Below are 21,065 nucleotides of genomic sequence, written 5' to 3'. Positions count from 1 at the left end.
CAGCGATATGCGCACATTACCTTATTATCAAGAAACAAGCGATTTCTGTTGTGTCCGGGCAAGTGCCGGGAAACGCGTGCGGCGGCAAGGCGAGCATGACGTGGCATGCTGTTTTCGTATTGATGCCAAGCAAGATGACGACATTCAGATTGTCGTGCGCAGGATAGTGCTGTATTTTAGCAATTCCTTAATTGCCAGTTCCCCACGCCATGAGTCAAAGCAGCCAGTTTTCCTTATTGTCGCAGCGCCGTTTCGGGCCCTTCTTCTGGACTCAGTTCTTTGGCGCCTTCAACGACAATCTGTTCAAGACGGCCCTGATGGTGATCCTCGCCTACGATGCGCTGAGCTGGACCACGCTCGACCCGTCCACCATCACCAACCTGATTCCCGGCCTGTTCATCCTGCCGTATGTCGTGTTTTCGGCCACGGCGGGCCAGCTGGCCGACAAATTCGAAAAGGCGGGCCTGGCCCGTTTCGTGAAATGGATGGAACTGGCCATCATGGCCGTGGCCGCCGCTGGCTGGATGACGCATACGCTGTGGCTGCTGGTGGCGGCCGTGGTCGGCATGGGCGTGCATTCGACCCTGTTCGGTCCCGTCAAGTATGCGTATCTGCCGCAGCAGCTCAAGCCCGAGGAACTGGTCGGCGGCAATGGCCTGATCGAGATGGGTACCTTTGTCGGGATTTTATTGGGCGAAATCCTGGGCGCCGTCTTGATCGTGCACAAGCCGCTGGGCGTGGAACTGGTGGCTGGCGCGACGATTGCCGTGGCCGTTTTCGGCCTGATCGCCAGCTACCGCGTGCCGCGCACGCCCGCGCCCGAGCCGGACTTGAAGGTGAGCCTGAACTTTGTCGCCGAATCGTTCCGCAACCTGAATTTCTCGCGCAAGAACCGTCCCGTCTTCCTGGCCATGCTGGGCAACTCCTGGTTCTGGTTTTACGGCGCCCTGATCCTGGCCCAGTTCCCCGTGTATTCGAAGGACTTCCTGCATGGCGACCACAGCGTGTTCGTGCTGCTGCTGACCGTGTTTTCCGTCGGCATCGGCACAGGCTCCTTGCTGTGCGAGCGCTTGTCGGGCCACAAGATCGAGATCGGCCTGGTGCCGTTCGGCTCCATCGGCTTGTCCCTGTTCGGCATCGACCTGTATTTCGCCAGCAATGCGTATGCGAATACGCAAGTGGTCGACGCGCTGGCTTTCGTGGGCCAGGCGGGCGTGCCGCGCATCTTGATCGACATCGTCATGATCGGCGTGTTCGGCGGCTTCTTCATCGTGCCCCTGTTCGCCCTGATCCAGACGCGCTGCGACCCGAAACACATTTCGCGCACGATCGCCGGCATGAATATCCTGAATGCGCTGTTCATGGTGGCGGCGGCCGGCGTAGCCATCGTGCTGCTGGGCCAAGGCTTTACCATACCCCAGCTGTTCCTCGTCACGGCCATTTTGAATGCGCTGGTGGCCGCCTACATCTTCTCGCTGGTGCCGGAATTTCTCATGCGCTTCCTGGCGTGGATACTCATCCAAACCGTGCACCGCGTGAAAGTCGTCGACGGCGAGCGGATCCCCACGGAAGGCGCGGCCGTGCTGGTATGCAACCACGTCAGCTATGTGGACGCCATCGTCATCATGGCGGCCAGCCCACGCCCCATCCGTTTCGTCATGGACCACCGCATCTTCAAGATGCCGCTGATGGGCTGGATTTTCCGCACGGCCAAGGCCATTCCCATCGCGCCGGCCAAGGAAGACCCGTTCCTCATGGAAAAGGCCTTCATCGATATCGCGCAAGCCCTGCACCAAGGCGAACTGGTGTGCATCTTCCCCGAAGGCAAGCTGACCCGCACGGGCCAGATCAGCGAATTCAAGGGCGGCATCGCCAAGATCGTCGAGCGCAGCAAGGTGCCTGTGATTCCGCTGGCGCTGCGCGGCTTGTGGGGACATTTGCTGAGCCATCGCAATGGTCATTTGTTCGAGCGCGCTTTCAAGGCCGGCTTGCGCTCGCGTCTGTCCTTGGCCGTGGGCATGCCCGTGGCGCCCGAGGCCGCCACGCCGGAACTGCTGCAGCAAAAGGTGCAGGAATTGCGCGGCAAGTGGAAATAAACGTCGTTCCTCTCGCCTAGCGGCCCCGACATGCTGCGCCAGGTGCGCGCGCAGCATGTCGTCGCTGGGCTCCCCCGCTTCGTCACGCTGTGCCAGCATATTGGCGCGTCTGCCGCGACATGTCTTTTAGATACCATTAGTAAATAATTATGGCGGCGGCCCAGGCGGTGCCGGGAAGTGTTGCGCACAGGATCTGCGCTTCAGCAAAAAACATATTACCCTGCTACAGTATTCCTTCAATTCTGCTTTCCCGCATTGCCGTTTTTGCCAGCGTCCGCCAGGTTTTTAGCCGACTTCGCTGGCGTGCAGCTGCTGTTGCCGTCCTCATTTAATTGCCTCATTGATAATTTAATTCGCTTGATAGTTACTATGTTTCAATTGTAACGATGCTTGACGATTTTAGAATGATCGTTCATTCTTTGATCTGCGTTAATAAATTTAGTCACACTAACGACACTAGCCAGCTTCTTTTTCAGAAAGTCCAAGATGCAACCAACATTTTCCTTGACGTCGCCGCGTACGAGCGGCGCTATTGCCGTTCTGTGCGCCACTGTAATCATGGCCGGCTGCAGTAAAAAACAGGAAGCACCTCACGCGCAGCAAGCGCCACAGGTGGTCGTGTTTACTGTTAATCCGGCCGCGTTGCCGATGAGCGCCGAACTGCCCGGCCGTACGAATGCCTACCAGGTCGCCGATGTGCGTCCGCAAGTCGGTGGCTTGATCCAGAAGCGCCTGTTCGTCGAAGGTAGCGATGTGAAAGCGGGCACGGCCCTGTATCAAATCGATCCCGCCACGTACCAGGCTGCCTATAATTCGGCCAAGGCCGCGCTGTCGAAAGCCAAGGCGAACCTGCTGACGGCCGGTCCGAAAGCGTCTCGCTACAAGGAACTGGTTGCCATCGAAGGCGTGAGCCGCCAGGAATACGATGATGCCGTCGCTGCGTTCGAGCAAGCCAAGGCAGACGTCGAGTCCGCCACCGCGGCGCTGGAATCGGCGAATATCAACCTGAAGTACAGCACCGTGACGGCGCCGATCAGCGGCCGCACCAGCCGCTCGACCGTGACGGCCGGCGCGCTGGTCACGGCGGGCCAGGCAGAAGCCCTGACCACCGTGCAGCAACTCGATCCGATCTATGTCGACGTGACCCAGTCGAGCACCGATTTGCTGCGCCTGAAACGTCAGATGGCCGACGGCTCGCTGAAAAAAGTGGGCGAAGGTCAGGCCAAGGTTGACCTGCTCTTGCCGGACGGCAGCAAGTACAGTGAATCGGGCAAGCTGCAGTTCTCCGGCGTGACGGTCGATCCGACCACCGGCAATGTGGTCTTGCGCGCGCTGTTCCCGAACCCGAAAGGCGAATTGCTGCCAGGTATGTACGTGCGTGCCCAGCTGGAAACGGGCGTCGATGAAAAAGCCATCACCGTGCCGCAAGTGGGCGTGACGCGCAACCAGAAGGGCCAGGCAACCGCCCTGATCCTGAACAAGGAAAACAAGGTCGAGCAACGCGTGCTGACCACCAGCGGTACGGTCGGCAACGACTGGCTGGTGACGTCCGGCTTGGCCGCAGGCGATCGCGTGATCGTGGAAGGCTTGCAAAAAGTCAAGCCAGGCGCGCCAGCCGTTGCCGTGCCGGCCAAGGCTGCTGCCGCGCCTGCCGCTGCCGCTTCTGCCGCAGCATCGGCTGCCAGCGCCCACTAATTCAGGAGAATATTAATGGCCCGTTTTTTCATTGATCGCCCGATTTTTGCCTGGGTGGTCGCGATCGTCATCATGCTTGCCGGCGTGATTTCGATCCTCAGCCTGCCGATCGCGCAGTACCCGAGCATTGCTCCGCCGTCGATTTCGATCAGCGGTTCCTACCCTGGCGCCTCCGCCAAGACCGTGGAAGACGCTGTCACCCAGGTTATCGAACAAAAGATGAAGGGTATCGACGGCTTGCGCTACATGGCTTCGTCGAGCGATGCGACTGGCGGCATCAGCATCACGCTGACGTTTACCAGCGGCACCAATCCCGACATCGCCCAGGTGCAGGTACAGAACAAGCTGCAGCTGGCCACGCCACTGCTGCCGACGGCTGTCACGCAACAGGGTCTCGTCGTGTCGAAAGCCACGAAGAACTTCCTGATGGTGTTCGGTTTCATTTCCGAAAACGGCAAGATGGACCAGACCGACTTGAGCGACTATGTAGCCGCCAACGTCGTCGATCCGCTCAGCCGTGTTGCCGGCGTGGGCGATGTGACACTGTTCGGTTCGCAGTACGCCATGCGTATCTGGCTCAATCCGGCCAAGCTGCAAAGTTTTAACTTGACCCCGGCGGACGTGATCACGGCCGTGCAGGCGCAGAATGCAGAAGTATCGGCTGGCGAACTGGGCGGCACGCCGTCCATCAAGGGCCAGCAGTTGAACGCTACCGTGTCGGCGCAAAGCCGTCTGCAAACGGTGGAGCAGTTCGGTGCCATCTTGCTGAAAACCACCACCGATGGCGCCATGGTGCACCTGAAGGACGTGGCCACTATGGAGCTGGGCCGTGAGAACTACAACACCGTGGCTCGCTACAACGGCCATGCGGCAACCGGCGTGGCGATCAAGCTGGCGACGGGCGCCAACGCGCTCGATACGGCCAATGCGGCGAAAGCCATGCTGGGCAACCTGAGCAAGCAATTCCCTGAAGGCATGAGCTACCAGGTGGCGTTCGACACGACCCCGTTCGTGAAACTGTCCATCGAAGAAGTGGTCAAGACCCTCGTCGAAGCGATCATCCTGGTCTTCCTGGTGATGTATCTGTTCCTGCAAAACTTCCGCGCCACCCTGATCCCGACCATGGCCGTGCCGGTCGTGCTGCTGGGTACCTTCGGCATCCTGAATGCGTTTGGCTATTCGATCAATACGCTGACCATGTTCGCCATGGTGCTGGCCATTGGTCTGCTGGTCGATGATGCGATCGTGGTGGTGGAAAACGTCGAGCGCGTGATGAGCGAAGAGGGCTTGTCGCCGCTGGAAGCGACGCGCAAGTCCATGACGCAGATCACGGGCGCGCTGGTCGGTATCGCCATGGTGCTGTCGGCCGTGTTCGTGCCGATGGCCTTCTTCGGCGGCTCGACGGGCGTGATTTACCGCCAGTTCTCGATCACGATCGTCTCGTCGATGGTGCTGTCCGTCATCGTCGCGCTGGTCTTTACGCCTGCCTTGTGCGCCACCTTGCTGAAACCGGTCGAAAAAGGCCATCACGCCACCAACAAGGGCTTCTTCGGCTGGTTCAACCGCAGCTTCGATAGCAGCAGCAACAAATACCAGGGCCTGGTTGGCGCCATGATTACGCACCGCGCCCGCTCGATGCTGTTGTATGTGCTGTTGCTGGCCGGCCTCGTGTTCATCTTCATGCGCCTGCCGACCTCCTTCCTGCCGGAAGAAGACCAGGGCATCCTGTTCACGCAGATTCAATTGCCGACGGGCGCCACGCAAGAGCGCACCCTGAAAGTGATCGAGCAGGTCGAAGACCACTTCATGAACAGCGAGAAAGACAACGTCGCTTCCGTGTTTGCCGTGGCCGGTTTCAGCTTCGGCGGTAACGGCCAGAATACGGGTATCGCTTTCGTGCGCCTGAAAGACTGGTCGCTGCGCAAGGACGTGGCGCAAAAAGCGCCGGCCGTGGCCGGTCGCGCCATGGGCAAGTTGTTGCAGATCAAGGATGCGATGGTGTTTACGTTTGCACCACCTGCCGTGCTGGAACTGGGTAACGCCACCGGTTTCGACATGCAGCTGCAGGATATCGGCGGTGTCGGCCATGACGCCCTGATGGCGGCGCGTAACCAGTTGCTGGGCATGGCGTCGCAGAATCCGGCCATGGTCGGCGTGCGCCCGAACGGCCAGGAAGATACGCCGCAGTACAAGATCGACATCGACCAGCAGAAAGCCACCGCGCTGGGCTTGCAGATATCGGAAATCAACCGCGTGCTGAGCGTCGGCTGGGGGAGTTCGTATGTGAACGACTTCCTCGACCGTGGTCGCGTGAAGAAAGTGTTCATCCAGGGCGATGCCAGTTCGCGCATGCTGCCGGAAGACTTGAACAAGTGGTTCGTGCGCAATACCGCTGGCCAGATGGTGCCGTTCTCGGCCTTCGCCACCGGCAAGTGGATTTACGCGTCGCCACGCCTGGAGCGCTACAACGGCTTGCCGTCGGTAGAGATCCTGGGTACGCCGGCGCCGGGCCAAAGCACGGGCGCCGCCATGAACGCGATGGAAGAGATGGTAGCCAAGCTGCCGCCTGGCATCGGCTTCAGCTGGACCGGCGTCTCGCTGGAAGAGCGCGAATCCGGTTCGCAGACGCCGCAGCTGTACGCGCTGTCCCTGCTGATCGTGTTCCTGTGTCTGGCCGCGTTGTATGAAAGCTGGTCGATTCCGTTCTCCGTGTTGCTGGTGGTACCGCTGGGCGTGATCGGCGCCGTGCTCGGTACGTGGATGTTCGGCCTGTCGAACGACGTGTATTTCCAGGTGGGCTTGCTCACGGTGGTGGGTCTGTCGGCGAAGAATGCGATTCTGATCGTCGAGTTTGCCAAGGAAATGCAGGAATCGGGCATGTCGCTGCTGGACGCGACCTTGCATGCGGTGCGTCTGCGTCTGCGTCCAATCCTGATGACCTCGATTGCCTTCGGCCTGGGCGTGTTGCCACTGGCCATATCCAGCGGCGCCGGTTCCGGCAGCCAGAACGCCATCGGTATCGGCGTGCTGGGCGGCATGTTGACGGCCACGTTCCTCGGTATCTTCTTCGTGCCGGTGTTCTTCGTGCTGGTGCGCGGCTTCTTCTCGAAGTCGGACGCGCCAACCACGCCGGCGACGCCTGGCTCGCCAGCCGTCACGCTTTCTAAGGATGCGCATTAATATGAAAAAAACGCTACTCTCCATGGCGGCACTGGCCTTGCTGGCCGGTTGCAGCCTGGCTCCCACGTACGAGCGTCCGGCAGCGCCGGCGCCGACGGCGTGGCCGACGGGCCCATCTTACAAGGCCGACACGGCCGCCGCCGACGCCAAGCCGGTGGCGGATGTCGCCTGGCGCGAGTTCTTTGCCGATGCGCGCCTGCGCCAGGTATTGGAACTGGCGCTGGCCAACAACCGCGACCTGCGCGTCTCGATCCTGAACATCGAGAAGGCGCGCGCCACGTACGGCATCGAACGCGCCGCGCTGATCCCGACTTTGTCGGCTTCCGGCGGCCAGACGGCCAGCCGCGTGCCGAAGAACGCCAGCGCCAACGGCGAAGCGTCCATCAATCGCCAGTACACGGCGAACCTGGGCGTATCGGCGTACGAGCTGGACTTCTTCGGCCGCGTGCGCAGCCTGTCCGACAGCGCGCTGGAACAATACCTGGGCACGGAAGAAGCACGTCGTGCACAGCAGATCAGCCTGGTGGCCGAAGTGGCCAGTACCTATCTGAACCTGGTGGCCGACCAGCAACGCCTGCGCGTGGCGCAGGACACCTTGAAGAGCCAGCAGTCGTCGTATGACCTGGCTGTGCGCCGCTTCAGTGCGGGCGCCACCTCGGGCCTGGACAAGTACGATGCCCAGACCAGTGTCGAGTCGGCCCGTTCCGACGTGGCTGTCTACACGAGCCAGGTGGCGCTCGATCAGAACGCGCTGGTCTTGCTGGTGGGCGGCCCCGTGCCGGCCGACCTGTTGCCGCAAGGCGAGTTCGGCGCCGTGACGGCCCTGGCGGACATTCCGTCCGGCGTGCCGTCGGACGTGCTGCAACGCCGTCCTGACGTGCTGGCGGCCGAGCGCACCTTGCGCGCTGCCAACGCCAACATCGGCGCGGCGCGCGCAGCCTTCTTCCCGCGCATTTCGCTGACGGCCACGGCCGGTTCGCTGAGCGACAACCTGTCTGGCCTGTTCAAGGCGGGCAGCGGCACGTGGAGCTTCATCCCGCAGATCAGCTTGCCGATCTTCGATGGCGGCGTGAACCGCGCCAACCTCGATATCGCCAAGGTGCAGCGTGAAATCTCCGTGGCGCAATACGAAAAGGCGATCCAGGTCGCCTTCCGTGAAGTATCCGATGCGCTGGCCCAGCGCGGCACCATCGACGAGCGCCTGCAATCGCAGGTCTCGCTGGTCGAGGCGTCGACGAAGAGCTATACCATCCACGACGCGCGTTACAAGCAGGGCGCCGAGTCCTACCTGAACGCCCTGGTGGCCCAGCGCGCGCTGTACACGGCGCAGCAAAGCCTGATCACGGCGCGTTTGGCCAAATCGACCAACCTGGTAACCTTGTACAAGGTGCTGGGCGGCGGTTGGCAGCCTGAGCAGACAGCCGTCGCGGCGGCTGGCGGCGTCCAATAATCACGGGGACGCCGACGCCGGCCTTGCCCGCAAGGGCAGGGCCGGCGCGCTACTGGAAAAGTCATGAACCAAGTTGAAAAGAAGCATCCGGATCCCGAGCGCGCCAACACGCGGCGCAAGCAGGTGCTCGATGCGGCCGAAAGCTGTTTCAGCCGCCGCGGCTTTCACGGCGCCAGCATGGCCGAGATTTCGAAAGCGGCCGGCATGAGCGCGGGCCACATCTATAATTATTTTGACAGCAAGGATGCGATCATCGCCGCCTTCGTCATGCAGAATACGGAGCGGGTGTCGAACCTGATGCAGGACCTGGCGCAGCGCGAAGACCCGCTGCAAGCCGTGATCGATAATGCGGGCGAGCACGTGCTGGAAAGCCTGGATCCGAAAACGTGGGTGATGCCGCTGGAAATTTTTGCAGAGGCATCGCGCAACCCCGCCATCGCGGAGATGCTGCATTGCGCGGACCGGCGCTCGCGCCAGCAACTACTTTCGATTATCCGCGACGCGCGCATCAAGCGCGGCTTGCCGGCTGATGAAGAGATGCTGGAAGGCAGGCTGGATGCCATGATCGCCATGTACCAGGGCTTGCCAGTGCGGGTGGTGCACAATCCCGATGTGAAGGTAGAGCCCCTGATCGCCGGTTTTCGCATCGTCCTGACGGCACTCCTGCTGAGCGAATAGGCCGCTTCGCTGGGCCATGCAAAAAAGTTTGCGCAGTTCGATATGAATCATGCGCAAAGCATGGCAAAAACCTAAAAGCCTCTGCTATAATTCCCACCTCGTCGGGGCGTAGCGCAGCCTGGTAGCGTACATGCATGGGGTGCATGGGGTCGGAAGTTCGAATCTTCTCGCCCCGACCATTAGATTCAAGGAGTTATAGCGCAAGCTGTATAGAAACCCAGTACTGTATATTATACGTTTGTATAATATCGGTACTGGGTTTTTCCGTTTACGTGACGTATGATTTCATCGCCGCCTGCCGATGTCCGCTATCGGCTGCGGACTTTCGAATTCTCCTATTCGCTACCGACCAATACGAATGAAAACTAGAAAACGTCTGCTTGGGGCATTTGTGCTTGCATTAATGGTCGCCGTCGGCCTGTGGTTACGGAACGAAGTGCGAATAGACAGTTGCTTGGGACCGTGGTGGCAGGTGGGATAAAGAGCGACAGATGTGCGAAGGAGCTACGAAGTAGCCGATAGCTCGAATGTCCGTTTCGGGCGGTACCTGGCAACTACGGCAACCGGCAGCCACAAGCGGTCACTCGCGCGAGCAAGAAAAAATGGAAGATAAAATAATGCTCTTGCGGAAGATTCAATCAGCTATTCAGCAGATTCAGCCTCTGGCAGCGAAAGGCTGGCCGCCTGGGCAATCTATCCTACGACAACTAGGTTGGTGCGAAGGATTTGTGTCTGGATGTCCTTCCGACCCAGCGCCAGGGCCGCTGTCCATGGGATTGATTGCCACTCGCGAACTCGACATGTACGGCGCAAAGCCCGATCTCGCCTTGTTGATCAACGATATCCAAGACGCTGTGAATTCACTTCATTGATCCGCCTACTTCGGTAGTTCTATGACCGCTTCGGGTCGGAAGCTGTCGCACATGAACGTCGGCAACCGGCCAAAAGCTGACATTGAGAAAGTCATACCGAGCGACCGCTTGCGCTCCGAAAGACTCCACTTTGAGTCCAGTGCACCACCTCGATCCTAGACCGTCCCACAAGGTCTGGGGTCCACGGGAGGGTTAACCGATTCAGCCAACCGCACTTGTATCAATTCCAGCAGCGCCCGCACACGCGCAGTCACGGAATGGCGATGGCTGTATGCCCCCAGCAATTGCAGTGGCGCGGGACACAGGTCCAGTGGTACCTCCTGCAATCGGCCCGTAGCAAGATCTTCTTGGCAGGGATAGGCCGCCACAATCGCGAAGCCGATGCCTTGCCGTGCGCCAGCCACGGCCAGTTCTCCGCTGTTGACGCGGTAGCGGCTGCGGACCGGCACCTTGACGATTTCTCCCGCAGCGTCCTGAAACTGCCAGGGCTGGCCTTTCAGCGCACTGAGGGTGGTGATGCAGGGTAGAGACTTCAGTTCGCGCACATGGCGTGGCATGCCGGTCCTGGCCAGCAAGGAGGGGGCGGCAACCACGATGCTGGGCAGTGTGGCGAGTTCGCGGGTGATGAAAGTACTGTCCTCCTGATGGCCCCGGTGGAAGACGATTGAAAGGTCGACGTCCTCTCGAAGTACCTCCAGGCCGGTCATCCGGGTATCGCATTCGAGCTCGATGCCTGGATGGAGGCTACAGAATTCGGCGAGGATGGGAGCCAGCAACCTTGGTGCCTCCCCAGGCATGCACATCTTCAGAGGACCACGCAGTTCGCGCTGTACCGCACCGAGCTCTTCCTGCGTGGAGAGCAGAGTGTCAAGCAAGGGTTTTGCTCGTTCGTAGAGCAGTCGACCGGCTTCCGTCATACGCAGGTGACGAGTGCTTCGCTCCAGCAGGCGTGTGCCGAGTCTGCGCTCCAGTGCGGCAACGTGGCGGCTGACGTTGGAGGATGGCATGGCCAATAGACGCGATGCGCCAGCAAAGCTCTGCTCATCAACAACTGCGACATAGACACGGACAGTATTCAGATCGAGTACATCGCGCATTGATTATCCCGCTTGAGGTATGAAAATGCCCCATTTTCGCATGCTAGTTCTCTGTAGTGGTGAGATTTAAACTACCCTTTTGCTCGATGTGACGCGGTGGACCGTGCACCGGGCACCATATGAACAAGGAGAGCTTCAACATGGAAATTGGAATACTTGGCGGCGGTATTGCGGGCCTGAGCGTGGCACTGGCATTGCGCAAGCAGGGTTATAACCCTCGGGTCTATGAGCGCCGTGCGGTACCGGCAACCATGGGGGCCGGCGTGACGCTCTGGCCCAATGCCAGCTTTGTGCTGGAAGAACTGGGACTGCTGCAAGACATTGAGGCCATTGGCGGTAGACCGCTGACAATGCGTCGCCAGGATGCTGCGGGAAATGCACTGGGGGGCCTCGATATTGGTTTGCTGGACCGGACGATGGGATACCCAACCTACACGGTGCTGCGCAGGCACTTGCAGGAGGTGTTGCTGGATCATGCGGCTCGGGCGGGGATTCCGGTGGAGTTCGGGCGCCGGGCGGTGGCCATTGAGCTGGATACTCATGGTAGAGCCGTGGCCCATTTCGAAAATGGCGCGAGCATCCGCCCGGATCTGCTCATTGGGGCCGACGGTCGCATGGAATCAGTGGCGCGCAAGTTTGTCGCGGGTGACAACACACCAATCTATCAAGGCTTTGTGAACTGGATTGGCGTGGCGCAGGGGCCGCATGCGCTGGTGGACGATGTTTCGATTCAGGACTTCTGGGGGGCGGGCAAGCGTTTTGGTTGCGTGGCGATTCGACCCGAACTGGTGTATTGGGCCGCGGCGCAGGCACGGCCCCTAAATGAGGCCACGCCCACCGCAGATATGCACAAGGAGGTCGAGAATCTGTTCGCGGAATGGCCTGAGCCGATCTCAGGCATCATCCGTGCTACGCCCGAGAATGCCATCCGGCTGATTGCGGTGCATGACCTGGAGCCACTGCATACATGGAGTCGGGCGAATGTACTGCTGATCGGGGATGCCGCACACGCACCGTTGCCGACGTCGGGGCAAGGAGCCTGCCAGGCGCTGGAGGATGCGTGGCATTTGGCCCGGTGCCTGGATGGTGCAAGTGGCGGCTTGGAAGATATCTTCCAGGCGTTTGCGAAAATTCGCGCCCCCAAAACCGCAAGGCTGGCGGAACAGGGCCGGGTCTTCGCACGTGGGTTGTTCGCCACAGATCCCGAAACCTGTCGCATCCGCAACGAGAGGGCCAAGGCGTCCGATCCTGTCCGTGACGTGCAGGTCTTGGCAGCCGGATGGAGCCAGGGTCTACCGATGCTTGGTGGCGCTGACAGCATGTCAGTGGAGGGAGGTGGCTTTGACAGCCTGTACCGCATTGAATGATGTGTGCTGGATTCCGCACGGATAAAAAGTCATGTCCCCCGTGACGAAAGCCGAGCGGCCGGCTGAGCTTGACAGGCGCTGGATGCGTTTCATCAGGTTTTATGCAAACGCCTCTTTCCACGCATCCGGTCAGCTTGCATGTGGGCACCAGCCGGTAAGCGTTACATAGCAGACATTGGTCATCGAAACTCGAACGGCGGCAACGGGTTGCGGACATCCAGAAAGATGATTTGTATGTTGCAGCGGCTCGGACACATCAATTGACGATTTGCTTCTTGGCTTACTCCTTGTGACGGATGGCTTCGACAACAATCCGTAACGCCCTCGATTCGTGGCGGCGGCTGGGATAGTAGGCATGGAGGCCCGGAAACTTTCCACACCAGTCACTCATGACGCTGATCAATCGTCCGTCACGTACATGCTCGGCCACCAGATCTTCCGTCACGAATGCCAAGCCATTACCACTTAAGGCGGCTTGTACCATGGACACGGCGCTGGTAAATACCGCTTGGCCACTCACCCGGGCTTCCAAGTTGCGTCCATCATGCTGCAGCTCCCACGCATAAATGCCACCACTACTTGCGAGCCGCAGCGTGATGCAATTATGTTTCAAGAGATCTTCTAGGTTGACTGGTTGCGAATGCCAAGAGAAGTAGTCAGGCGAGCCTACGATCATGGTAGGAATGTCCGGCGTGAGCCTGACTGCAATCATATCCTCCTCGACTTGATCTCCATAACGCACTCCGATGTCATAGCGGTCCGCCGCGATATCGATCAGCTTGTAATCTGATTGAATCTCGATATGCAGGTCGGGATAGTGAGGCAGCACCGGCGCCAGTCTTGGCCACAACAATGTATCGATAATATGGTCAATGGCGGTGATGCGCACCGTGCCCGCCGGTTTGCCATTCAAATCGCTCACTGCAGCGATTTCTGCATGGACCTCTTCAAGTCGCGGTGCGACATTGCTCAGCAGGCGCTGGCCTGCTTCTGTGGGTGAAACACTACGCGTCGTGCGATTGAGCAGCCGCACGCCCAGCCTGGCTTCCAGATCCCGAATGATATGACTGAGCGTGGATTGGGACATGCCCAGCTTGATGGCGGCACGGGTGAAGCTGCGTTGGCGAGCGACTTCGAAAAATATAAGAATATCAATAATATTGTCTCTGGCCATTTTGATAATTCCTGAAACCTGCAGTTGATGATGTCTCGGCGTGTTGCCCAACTATCTATGATATTAAGGGGAATGTGTGAGTTTAAATATAAATATATAGAGTATTCATGGCTGTAACACATATGTCTGTTCGAGTTTTCGGTGCGCCAATGCGCTAATCGCCACGTACGATGTCGCTAAACGTAATACGCCCAGCCCATACCGAACGAACTGGAGAAACAGACATGAACATAGATGATGTAGCGCGCCGCGATTTCTTAAAGAGTGCTGGCACCGGCATGGCCGTGCTGGGTAGCCTTTCCATTGCCGGTAGTTCGGCGTTCGCTGCCGATACCAAGCCAGTGCCGGATATGTCCAACAAAGCCGACAACTTTTACAGAAGCGCGACAGTCACTGCACGCAAGGTCAGCTTCAACAACCAGTACCAGATGCAGGTCGTCGGCAATCTGTTCACGCCCAAGGACCTCGACCATAATGCCAGGCATCGCGCGATCATCATCGGCCACCCAATGGGTGCGGTGAAGGAGCAAAGCTCGAACCTGTACGCGCAGAAACTGGCCGAACAGGGCTTTGTCACCCTGGCCATCGATCAGTCGTTCTGGGGCGACAGCGCCGGCCAGCCGCGCAACGCCGTGGCACCCGATATCTACGCCGAAGCATTCAGTGCGGCGGTGGACTATCTGGGCACCCAGCTGTTCGTCGATAGGGAACGGATCGGCGTCCTCGGCATTTGCGGCAGCGGCAGTTTCGTTATCAGTGCCGCCAAAATCGATCCGCGCATGAAGGCTATTGCCACTGTCAGCATGTACGACATGGGCGCCGCCAACCGCAACGCGCTGAACCACTCGCAGACGCTAGCGCAGCGCAAGCAGATCATTGCAGAGGCGGCGCAACAGCGCTACGTGGAGTTTGGCGGTGGCGCAATCGCCTACACCGGTGGCACCGTGCACCAGCTCGACGCCAATACGCATCCCATCCAGCGCGAGTTCTACGACTTTTATCGCACCTCGCGCGGCGAATTCACGCCGTCAGGGTCGTCGCGCGAACTGACGACGCACCCGACGCTGGCCAGCAACGTCAAGTTCATGAACTTCTACCCGTTCAACGATATCGAGACGATTTCCCCGCGCCCCATGTTGTTCATTACGGGCGACCAGGCGCATTCCCGGGAGTTTAGCGAAGATGCTTATCGCCTCAGTGCGGAGCCGAAGGAACTGGTGATCGTGCCAGGCGCCGGGCACGTCGACCTGTATGACCGGGTCAAGCTCATCCCCTGGGACAAGCTGAACGCGTTTTTCCACAAGAATCTGGCCTAGGCGCATCCCATGACAGCACCAATCAGCAAAGCAACCCCGGATGGCGTGCACGGGCACGCTGATGCCGTTACGCAAGCGGCCATGTGGGGCGGTGTCTTCGCAATGACGCTGTGCGTTTTCGCGCTGATCGCCTCGGAATTCATGCCAGTCAGCCTGTTGACGCCCATGGCCAGGGATCTCCTGGTTAGCGAAGGCTTGGCAGGACAGGGCATTGCCATCTCCGGCGCCTTCGCCGTGCTCACCAGCCTGTCGATTTCCACAATCGCTGGCAGCATGGACCGCAAGATGCTCCTGCTGGGGCTGACCGCACTGATGGCCATTTCCGGGGCCGTCGTCGCGATGGCGCCGAACTATTTTCTGTACATGGCGGGACGTGCGCTAATCGGCGTGGTTGTTGGCGGTTTCTGGTCCTTGTCGGCCGCTACCGCGATGCGCCTGGTGCCGCCCCATCAGGTGCCGCGCGCGCTGGCCATCTTCAATGGCGGCAATGCGCTGGCAACCGTCGTCGCCGCGCCCCTGGGTAGTTATCTCGGTTCCGTCATCGGCTGGCGTGGTGCCTTCCTTTGCCTGGTGCCAGTGGCCCTGGTTGCCTTTGTCTGGCAGTGGATCAGTCTGCCTTCCATGCCGCCCCAGGCTAGCTCGGCGGGTTCGCGCAAGGTCTTCACACTGCTGCGTGACCCGAAGGTTGCCCTGGGCATGCTGGCTGTCAGCACGTTTTTCATGGGACAGTTCGCCTTGTTCACCTATTTGCGTCCATTTCTTGAAAGCGTGACGCGCGTAGACATATCCACGCTGTCGCTGATACTGCTGGCGATTGGCGCAGGCGGCTTTATCGGCACGACAGTCATCAGCAATTTCCTGAAGTGGAATTTTTCCCGCACGCTGGTCGCCATTCCCGTGTTGATGGCATTGATCGCCGTGGCGCTGACCCTCTTTGGCGGCAAGGTCGCTGCCGTGACGGTACTGCTGGGCATCTGGGGCGTTGTCGCGACCGCTGCGCCGGTGGGCTGGTGGTCATGGTTGGCGACAACGCTGCCGCGCGATGCAGAAGCGGGGGGCGGGTTGATGGTTTCCGTCGTGCAACTCGCCATCGCCCTCGGTTCCACGATGGGCGGCTTGCTGTTCGACAAGAGCGGATATCAGAGCACGTTCATCGCCAGCGCTGCCGTACTACTGCTGGCTGCCTTCCTAACCTCGCGCGCGCAAGCGCTGCAGGCAAGCTAAGCCGTTTACCAACGAAGGGGCAAGCCATGATGACACGCAAGCCAGCGGTACTTAAAGCACCCGGCCCCCAGTAGCCTGCAAGAGCGAATGCCTCCTAACCAGGTGGCACGGCCAATCTAGCCATGCTAGCCCAGCATGCCTAGATATAGCGGCGGCACCGCTGTCAGGCCGGCATGTACGTTGCGGCTTACGTCATCAGCCAGGACCTCGGATTGTCCGCCCTCCAGCGCGGTGAGTGCCATCTGCGCAACCTCATCAGGTGACGCTTTGGCTCCCGGCACACCGCGTGCCATATCGGTGTCCATGAAAGCGACGTGAAGCGACAGCACCTCCGTCCCCTGTGCCGTCAATTCCTGCCGCATCGCATTGCTCAAGGCCCAGGCAGCTGATTTGGACGCGCTGTAGGTACCGGTCACGCCGGGCAATGTGGCCCAGCTTAGGGCCGAGATCACATTGATGATGGCGCTTTCACTGCTGGCGGACAGGGTCGGCGCGAATGCCTGCGCCATGCGCAACGGCCCGATCGCGTTGACTTCGAATTGCTGGCGCAACGCATCGATGGATGCGGCTGCAAGCACCGGGCCAGAACCGCCAATGCCGGCATTGTTGATCAACAGATTCACATCGCCCAGTTCACGGACGAGCGCGTCAATCTGGTCGGGACGGGTGACATCCAGGCGCACCGGTACCACGCCTGAGGCCGTGATGTCCGATGGGTTGCGCGCGGCGGCGTAGACCTTGGCCGCGCCGGCGGCCAGCAGCGCGCGCACGAACGCTGCGCCCAGCCCGCGATTGGCGCCCGTGACGAGCGCGATAGAGCCTTGAATTTTCATGGTGGTGATTTTCCAAAAAAGGGGTTTAGGGACGCGATGCCAGATGCAGCATCACGTAGTGTTCATAGTGGCCCACGCCATTTTTGACAATTGGGTCTTGCGAAGTAAAAGATGCGATGTCTTCGTTATCGGCGATCTGATATAGCGAGACGCCGTAACCGCCGGTGGCGTCGATCACCGGACCGTGCGCGACGATCACGTTTTTCGCGAGCAGGTCGTTAAGAAAATCGCCATGTTGTTTCATCCACGTCAGTTCATCGGTCGACATGGTGGTGAGAAAATCAGCGCGCGGCGGCACGAATTTACACAGATAATATTTCATTTTTTAGCCTTTTCATTTGCTTGCAATTGCTCGTTTCCTGCGCCGGAGTAATAGCCCATATGGTCGGCTGCAGGTCATCGATTTATGCCGGGAGCCGGCACAAATTTACGCTGCGGTCTTGACGCTTTTGAGAATCGCGCCCTCGAACATTTTGGGTGCGTAGCTCTGCAAGAAGAGCATCATCCCGGTCATCTTGCCCACCGGGTTGCTGAACTTCGGCTCTTTACTCTCTATGATCTTGCTGATGGTGCTGATGACCGCATCGGGTGCTTCGGCCTCGTCGATGCCTTTTTGGGTCGCTGCGCGCAGCTGTTTGCGGTAGGTGTCGTAGTCCGAGATACTGCCGCCCGTCGATGAGACGGAATTGTCGGCGAGTTTGGTTTTGAACCAGACCGGCTCCACCACGCTGACCTTGATGTTGAAGTCGTTCAATTCAAAACGCAGCGCCTTGAAGTAGCCCTCCACCGCATGTTTTGACGCCGAGTAATATGACAGGTTGGGTGGGCCAATCAGGCCGACAATCGAGCTGACCGTGACGATCTGGCCGCTTTTCTGCTTGCGGAAGTAAGGCAACAAGGCGTTGGTCACCTTCACGGTGCCCCAGAAGTTGGTCTCGAACTGATGACGGCCCACTTCGATGGGCGTTTCCTCCGCGATGCCCGTCACCATGTAGCCAGCGTTGTTGACCAGAACATCGAGATGGCGGATATGCGTGAAGAGCTCACGCGTGAACGACTCGATGGAGGTGTCGTCGTCCAGATCGAGGCGCAGCAGCGTGTACGGCACACTGCGCGCATATTTTTCCGGCTGGCGGGAAGTGCCGATTACCGTGTAGCCGTCGTGATGGAGTTTATTGGCAAGCATCAAGCCAAAACCCGACGATGCGCCGGTAATTAAGACCGTTTTTTTCATTGTGTGACCCAGTATTGGTTGGATGAGTTTGCTCATTGATTTCGGTAAAACACGGGGTATAAAGAATTTTTCTGCGCCCCTACCGTTCCCGTCACTTTGCCTGCAATTCACGCCATCATCACTAGCCGAACACGCCAATTTGACAGCGAAACACGCCAATTGAAAACACATGAAATTGGCGCGTTCTGCTGTTGCGATGGCATATTTTGCGCGTTACACTCAGCCTGTGAATACTAAAACCATCCCGACACCAGGCGGCCGCCACGGCCGGACACTGGACTACGCAATCTGGCCAGGCTGGCGCCTTTTGATGCAGGATGCCGGTATTTCAGCATCACCGGTTTTGCGACGTGCACAGCTTCCGGGTGATCTATTTGCGCGCCAAAATGTCCGTCTGGACCCAGTCAACTTTTTTAAGCTTTGGGCAGCTATCGATGCCGAGGCGGCATCTATTGATCCAGAATTGCCGACGGCACTGCAGATAGCGAAGGTCATGTCGTCCGATTGGTTCGATCCCGAACTATTCGCCGCGTTGTGCAGCGCAAACCTGGCCGGCGCACTTGAACGGATTGCTACCTATGTCAAACTGATCGCGCCGATGTTTATCGGCGTCGACCGCCGCGTTGCTCACACAATAGTCACCATCGATTTCATGGACCATACCCTGCCGCCGCCGGCAGTGTTCCTGGCATTTAAGCTGGTGTTCTTCGTCCAGCTGGCGCGGTTGGCTACACGCAGCCATGTGCAACCCCTGAGCGTGAGCTTGCCCTCGGCGGTTGACGAGAGCCGTCATGCGCTGGCTTACCAGCATTATTTCGGCATTGGTGTCACCGACGCCCCGCTAGCGACCCTGGTATTTTCGAATGAAGACATGGAACGGCCGTTCCTGACAGAAAATCACAAAATGTGGTTGTTTTTTGAGCCTTCTCTGCGCCAGAGGTTGGCGGATCTGGACAAGACGGCAAGCATGGTGGCGCGGGTGCGCGGCACACTGTTAGAAGCCATGCCTGCTGGTGAGGTGTCAATGCAATCGGTCAGTCGAAAGCTTGCGGTCAGCGTCCGTACCCTCCAGCGCCGGCTTCAAGATGAGGGGACCAGCTTCCAACAGACGCTTGATGTGCTACGCCAGTCGCTTTCGCATCACTATCTGCGCAATACAGAAATGTCGAGCGCTGAAATCTCTTTCCTACTGGGCTTTGAGGACGCCAACTCGTTTGCCAGAGCGTTCCAATCTTGGACCGGAAAAACTCCGAAAACTGTACGCCTTAAAGATCATGTATAGGGACGTCTTGAGTAGAAATAGCAAATTGGCTAACGATGGCATCTACCCATTGGGAAGCTGCGTCATCTGAAGGAGCCGCTGGCAAGTTGCAGTTCCAGGGCAAGAAATCATCAAGCTGGTTGACGCGATGATCGGCGATATACGTCAGCACATGACGCAACCAGGCTTCGGGGTCGACACCGTTCAGTCGGTGGGGTGGGTAAAGGATAATTACAACACCCACTTGCGCATCGAGGCGCTATGCGATGCAATTGGCATGAGCCGAGCCAGCCTGCATCGCCATTTTCTGGCGATAAGCGGCCTCAGTCCGCTGCAGTTTCACAAAAAGCTCAGCTTGCAGGTAGCGCGACAATTGTTCCTCGCTGGCGCATGGCATCCGATGTGGCCTTCACGGTCCTTAGCAATTCAGCCGCGAATATCTCAGGCAGTTCGGCGCACCGCCGGCGCGCGATGTTCGTCAGATCAGAGAGGCGATCGGCAGTCCTGCAGTGGACTGAGCGGGCGCGGCATACGTATCGTGCTCACAATGGCGCAGAAACAAGCAACTATGGATTTTATCCCTGACCATGAGCAGTGCCACTGCTGCTATTTTGCTGGTACTGGGGGCGATTAATTTTCAAAGCCACCGACCGGCGATGCGCTGAACAACTGCGGGCGTTGCTGATCCATCTTTTTTTGGGAAATCGACATGACGGGCGATGGCTGCTATCGCCACCGGCTTTCCCAAACTCGTCTGTCTCAAATCCACCTCAAGTTCGACATAGCACCGTCGAAAAAATCGGCTGCAAAAGCATCTCAAATGACGGGGGGAGGCCAAGATGTGCTGCCTTGCCTATTTTAAAGTGCTGGGTGCAGGCAAAGCAAAAATGGTATATGATGATCGTCATGCAAAAGAAATATACCAAAAGCGCAGTCAGAAGTCGCAAAGAAATTTCGCACGATCGCATCGTCGAGGTGGCGGCGCGTGCAATCCGTCGTAGCGGCTATGATGGTACCGGCGTGGCGGACATCATGAAGGAGGCCGGTCTGACGCACGGAGGCTTCTACGCGCACTTCGCATCGCGCGATGCTTTGTTGGTCGAGGCTGGCGATCGAGCGTGTGCTGATTCGGTTGCGTTGGCGTCGCGTGTTGTGGCGGCAGCGCCACCCGGGCAGGCGCTGCAAGCGATCATGCAGGCCTATCTGTCACCTGAACATATCGGTGCGATTGAGACAGGGTGTCCGGTGTCGGCGTTGGGATCGGAAATGCCACGCCAGTCGCCTGAAGTGCGGCATGCGGCCACCTTGCACATCAAGGAGATGATCGATCTGATTGCGCGCCAGTTACCTGACTGGGGCAAGCAGCAGACGCATGAACAGGCAATGGCGCTGCTATGTGCGCTGATCGGCACCACCATGATAGCGCGCGCGGTCGACGATCCGGCACTGTCTGAGGCATTGCGGGCTGCTACGATGAAACAATTTACCCCTGCGGCCGAATAAGCATTTCGGCTTTTTTTTAAAACAAAATATGATGCGTATCATATTTTAATGCAGCAAGCTGGCCAGCAAGCCATTTTTAACCCCT

16 protein-coding genes, 1 tRNA gene and 1 pseudogene are annotated in these 21,065 nt (G+C 58.8%); 12 read left to right on the top strand and 6 right to left on the bottom strand.

The genetic code is table 11. The annotated features are described in order from the left end of the window. Positions 1–209 precede the first annotated feature (209 nt). The 7 genes from ACQ4WY_RS07070 (at position 210) to ACQ4WY_RS07040 (ending at position 9,971) form a co-directional block, all read left to right on the top strand. A complete protein-coding gene (locus ACQ4WY_RS07070; protein ID WP_436503381.1) occupies positions 210–2,096 on the top strand; it encodes an MFS transporter in 1,887 nt (628 codons plus the stop codon). Positions 2,097–2,582: 486 nt separating this feature from the next. Beyond that, complete coding sequence (locus ACQ4WY_RS07065; protein WP_436503380.1) at positions 2,583–3,791, top strand: efflux RND transporter periplasmic adaptor subunit; 1,209 nt, start codon at positions 2,583–2,585, stop codon at positions 3,789–3,791. Positions 3,792–3,806: 15 nt separating this feature from the next. Continuing rightward, positions 3,807–6,971, top strand: a complete 3,165-nt coding sequence (locus tag ACQ4WY_RS07060) for an efflux RND transporter permease subunit (RefSeq protein ID WP_436503379.1) — start codon at positions 3,807–3,809, stop codon at positions 6,969–6,971. A gap of 1 nt (position 6,972) precedes the next feature. Further along, positions 6,973–8,421 (top strand): AdeC/AdeK/OprM family multidrug efflux complex outer membrane factor, encoded by a 1,449-nt coding sequence (gene adeC / locus ACQ4WY_RS07055; RefSeq protein ID WP_251350465.1) that lies wholly within the window; start codon positions 6,973–6,975, stop codon positions 8,419–8,421. A gap of 63 nt (positions 8,422–8,484) precedes the next feature. Then, on the top strand, positions 8,485–9,099 hold the full coding sequence (locus ACQ4WY_RS07050; RefSeq protein ID WP_436503378.1) for a TetR/AcrR family transcriptional regulator: 615 nt from the start codon (positions 8,485–8,487) through the stop codon (positions 9,097–9,099). Positions 9,100–9,201: 102 nt separating this feature from the next. Continuing rightward, positions 9,202–9,278 (top strand) — tRNA-Pro (locus tag ACQ4WY_RS07045). Between the two features lie 423 nt (positions 9,279–9,701). Then, positions 9,702–9,971, top strand: a complete 270-nt coding sequence (locus ACQ4WY_RS07040; RefSeq protein ID WP_436503377.1) for a hypothetical protein — start codon at positions 9,702–9,704, stop codon at positions 9,969–9,971. Positions 9,972–10,126: 155 nt separating this feature from the next. On the opposite strand, the gene ACQ4WY_RS07035 is transcribed toward ACQ4WY_RS07040, so the two are convergent. Continuing rightward, entirely contained in the window at positions 10,127–11,068 is a 942-nt protein-coding gene (locus ACQ4WY_RS07035) for a LysR family transcriptional regulator (protein ID WP_436503376.1), read from the bottom strand. A 140-nt stretch (positions 11,069–11,208) separates the two neighbouring features. Here ACQ4WY_RS07035 and ACQ4WY_RS07030 point away from each other — a divergent pair, with 140 nt between their 5' ends. Next, the gene (locus ACQ4WY_RS07030; RefSeq protein WP_436504406.1) at positions 11,209–12,435 is read left to right on the top strand and encodes an FAD-dependent monooxygenase; all 1,227 of its coding nucleotides are present in this window, start codon (positions 11,209–11,211) and stop codon (positions 12,433–12,435) included. 280 nt (positions 12,436–12,715) lie between these two features. On the opposite strand, the gene ACQ4WY_RS07025 is transcribed toward ACQ4WY_RS07030, so the two are convergent. Continuing rightward, positions 12,716–13,609, bottom strand: a complete 894-nt coding sequence (locus ACQ4WY_RS07025) for a LysR family transcriptional regulator (RefSeq protein WP_436503375.1) — start codon at positions 13,607–13,609, stop codon at positions 12,716–12,718. Between the two features lie 224 nt (positions 13,610–13,833). On the opposite strand from ACQ4WY_RS07025, the gene ACQ4WY_RS07020 reads away from it, so the two are divergent. Next, positions 13,834–14,925, top strand: a complete 1,092-nt coding sequence (locus ACQ4WY_RS07020) for an alpha/beta hydrolase (RefSeq protein WP_436503374.1) — start codon at positions 13,834–13,836, stop codon at positions 14,923–14,925. Positions 14,926–15,027: 102 nt separating this feature from the next. Continuing rightward, entirely contained in the window at positions 15,028–16,149 is a 1,122-nt protein-coding gene (locus tag ACQ4WY_RS07015; RefSeq protein ID WP_436504404.1) for an MFS transporter, read from the top strand. Positions 16,150–16,274: 125 nt separating this feature from the next. Here the strand turns inward: ACQ4WY_RS07015 and ACQ4WY_RS07010 are convergent, their stop codons facing one another. The 3 genes from ACQ4WY_RS07010 to ACQ4WY_RS07000 all read right to left on the bottom strand — a co-directional run bounded on the left by ACQ4WY_RS07010 (position 16,275) and on the right by ACQ4WY_RS07000 (position 18,252). Next, positions 16,275–16,982, bottom strand: coding sequence for an SDR family oxidoreductase (locus tag ACQ4WY_RS07010; RefSeq protein ID WP_436503373.1), 708 nt, complete (start codon positions 16,980–16,982; stop codon positions 16,275–16,277). A 25-nt stretch (positions 16,983–17,007) separates the two neighbouring features. Continuing rightward, on the bottom strand, positions 17,008–17,304 hold the full coding sequence (locus ACQ4WY_RS07005) for a YciI family protein (RefSeq protein WP_436503372.1): 297 nt from the start codon (positions 17,302–17,304) through the stop codon (positions 17,008–17,010). 105 nt (positions 17,305–17,409) lie between these two features. Next, positions 17,410–18,252 carry an SDR family NAD(P)-dependent oxidoreductase gene (locus tag ACQ4WY_RS07000; protein ID WP_436503371.1) on the bottom strand — a complete coding sequence of 281 codons (843 nt, stop codon included), beginning with the start codon at positions 18,250–18,252 and terminating at the stop codon, positions 17,410–17,412. 133 nt (positions 18,253–18,385) lie between these two features. Between ACQ4WY_RS07000 and ACQ4WY_RS06995 the strand changes: the two genes are divergently transcribed. Next, positions 18,386–19,498 (top strand): helix-turn-helix domain-containing protein, encoded by a 1,113-nt coding sequence (locus tag ACQ4WY_RS06995; protein ID WP_436503370.1) that lies wholly within the window; start codon positions 18,386–18,388, stop codon positions 19,496–19,498. A 73-nt stretch (positions 19,499–19,571) separates the two neighbouring features. On the opposite strand, the pseudogene ACQ4WY_RS06990 reads toward ACQ4WY_RS06995, so the two are convergent. Beyond that, positions 19,572–19,688: pseudogene (locus ACQ4WY_RS06990) on the bottom strand (transposase domain-containing protein); the annotation flags it as partial. 683 nt (positions 19,689–20,371) lie between these two features. Here ACQ4WY_RS06990 and ACQ4WY_RS06985 point away from each other — a divergent pair. Then, entirely contained in the window at positions 20,372–20,980 is a 609-nt protein-coding gene (locus tag ACQ4WY_RS06985; RefSeq protein WP_436503369.1) for a TetR/AcrR family transcriptional regulator, read from the top strand. Positions 20,981–21,065: the final 85 nt, after the last annotated feature.

It is taken from the genome of Janthinobacterium salmonicoloratum (assembly GCF_051380845.1).
Lineage (GTDB): Bacteria > Pseudomonadota > Gammaproteobacteria > Burkholderiales > Burkholderiaceae_D > Janthinobacterium > Janthinobacterium lividum_F.
Note: the sequence above shows the minus strand (reverse complement) of the source record. Positions and strands in the feature narration are given on the sequence as shown.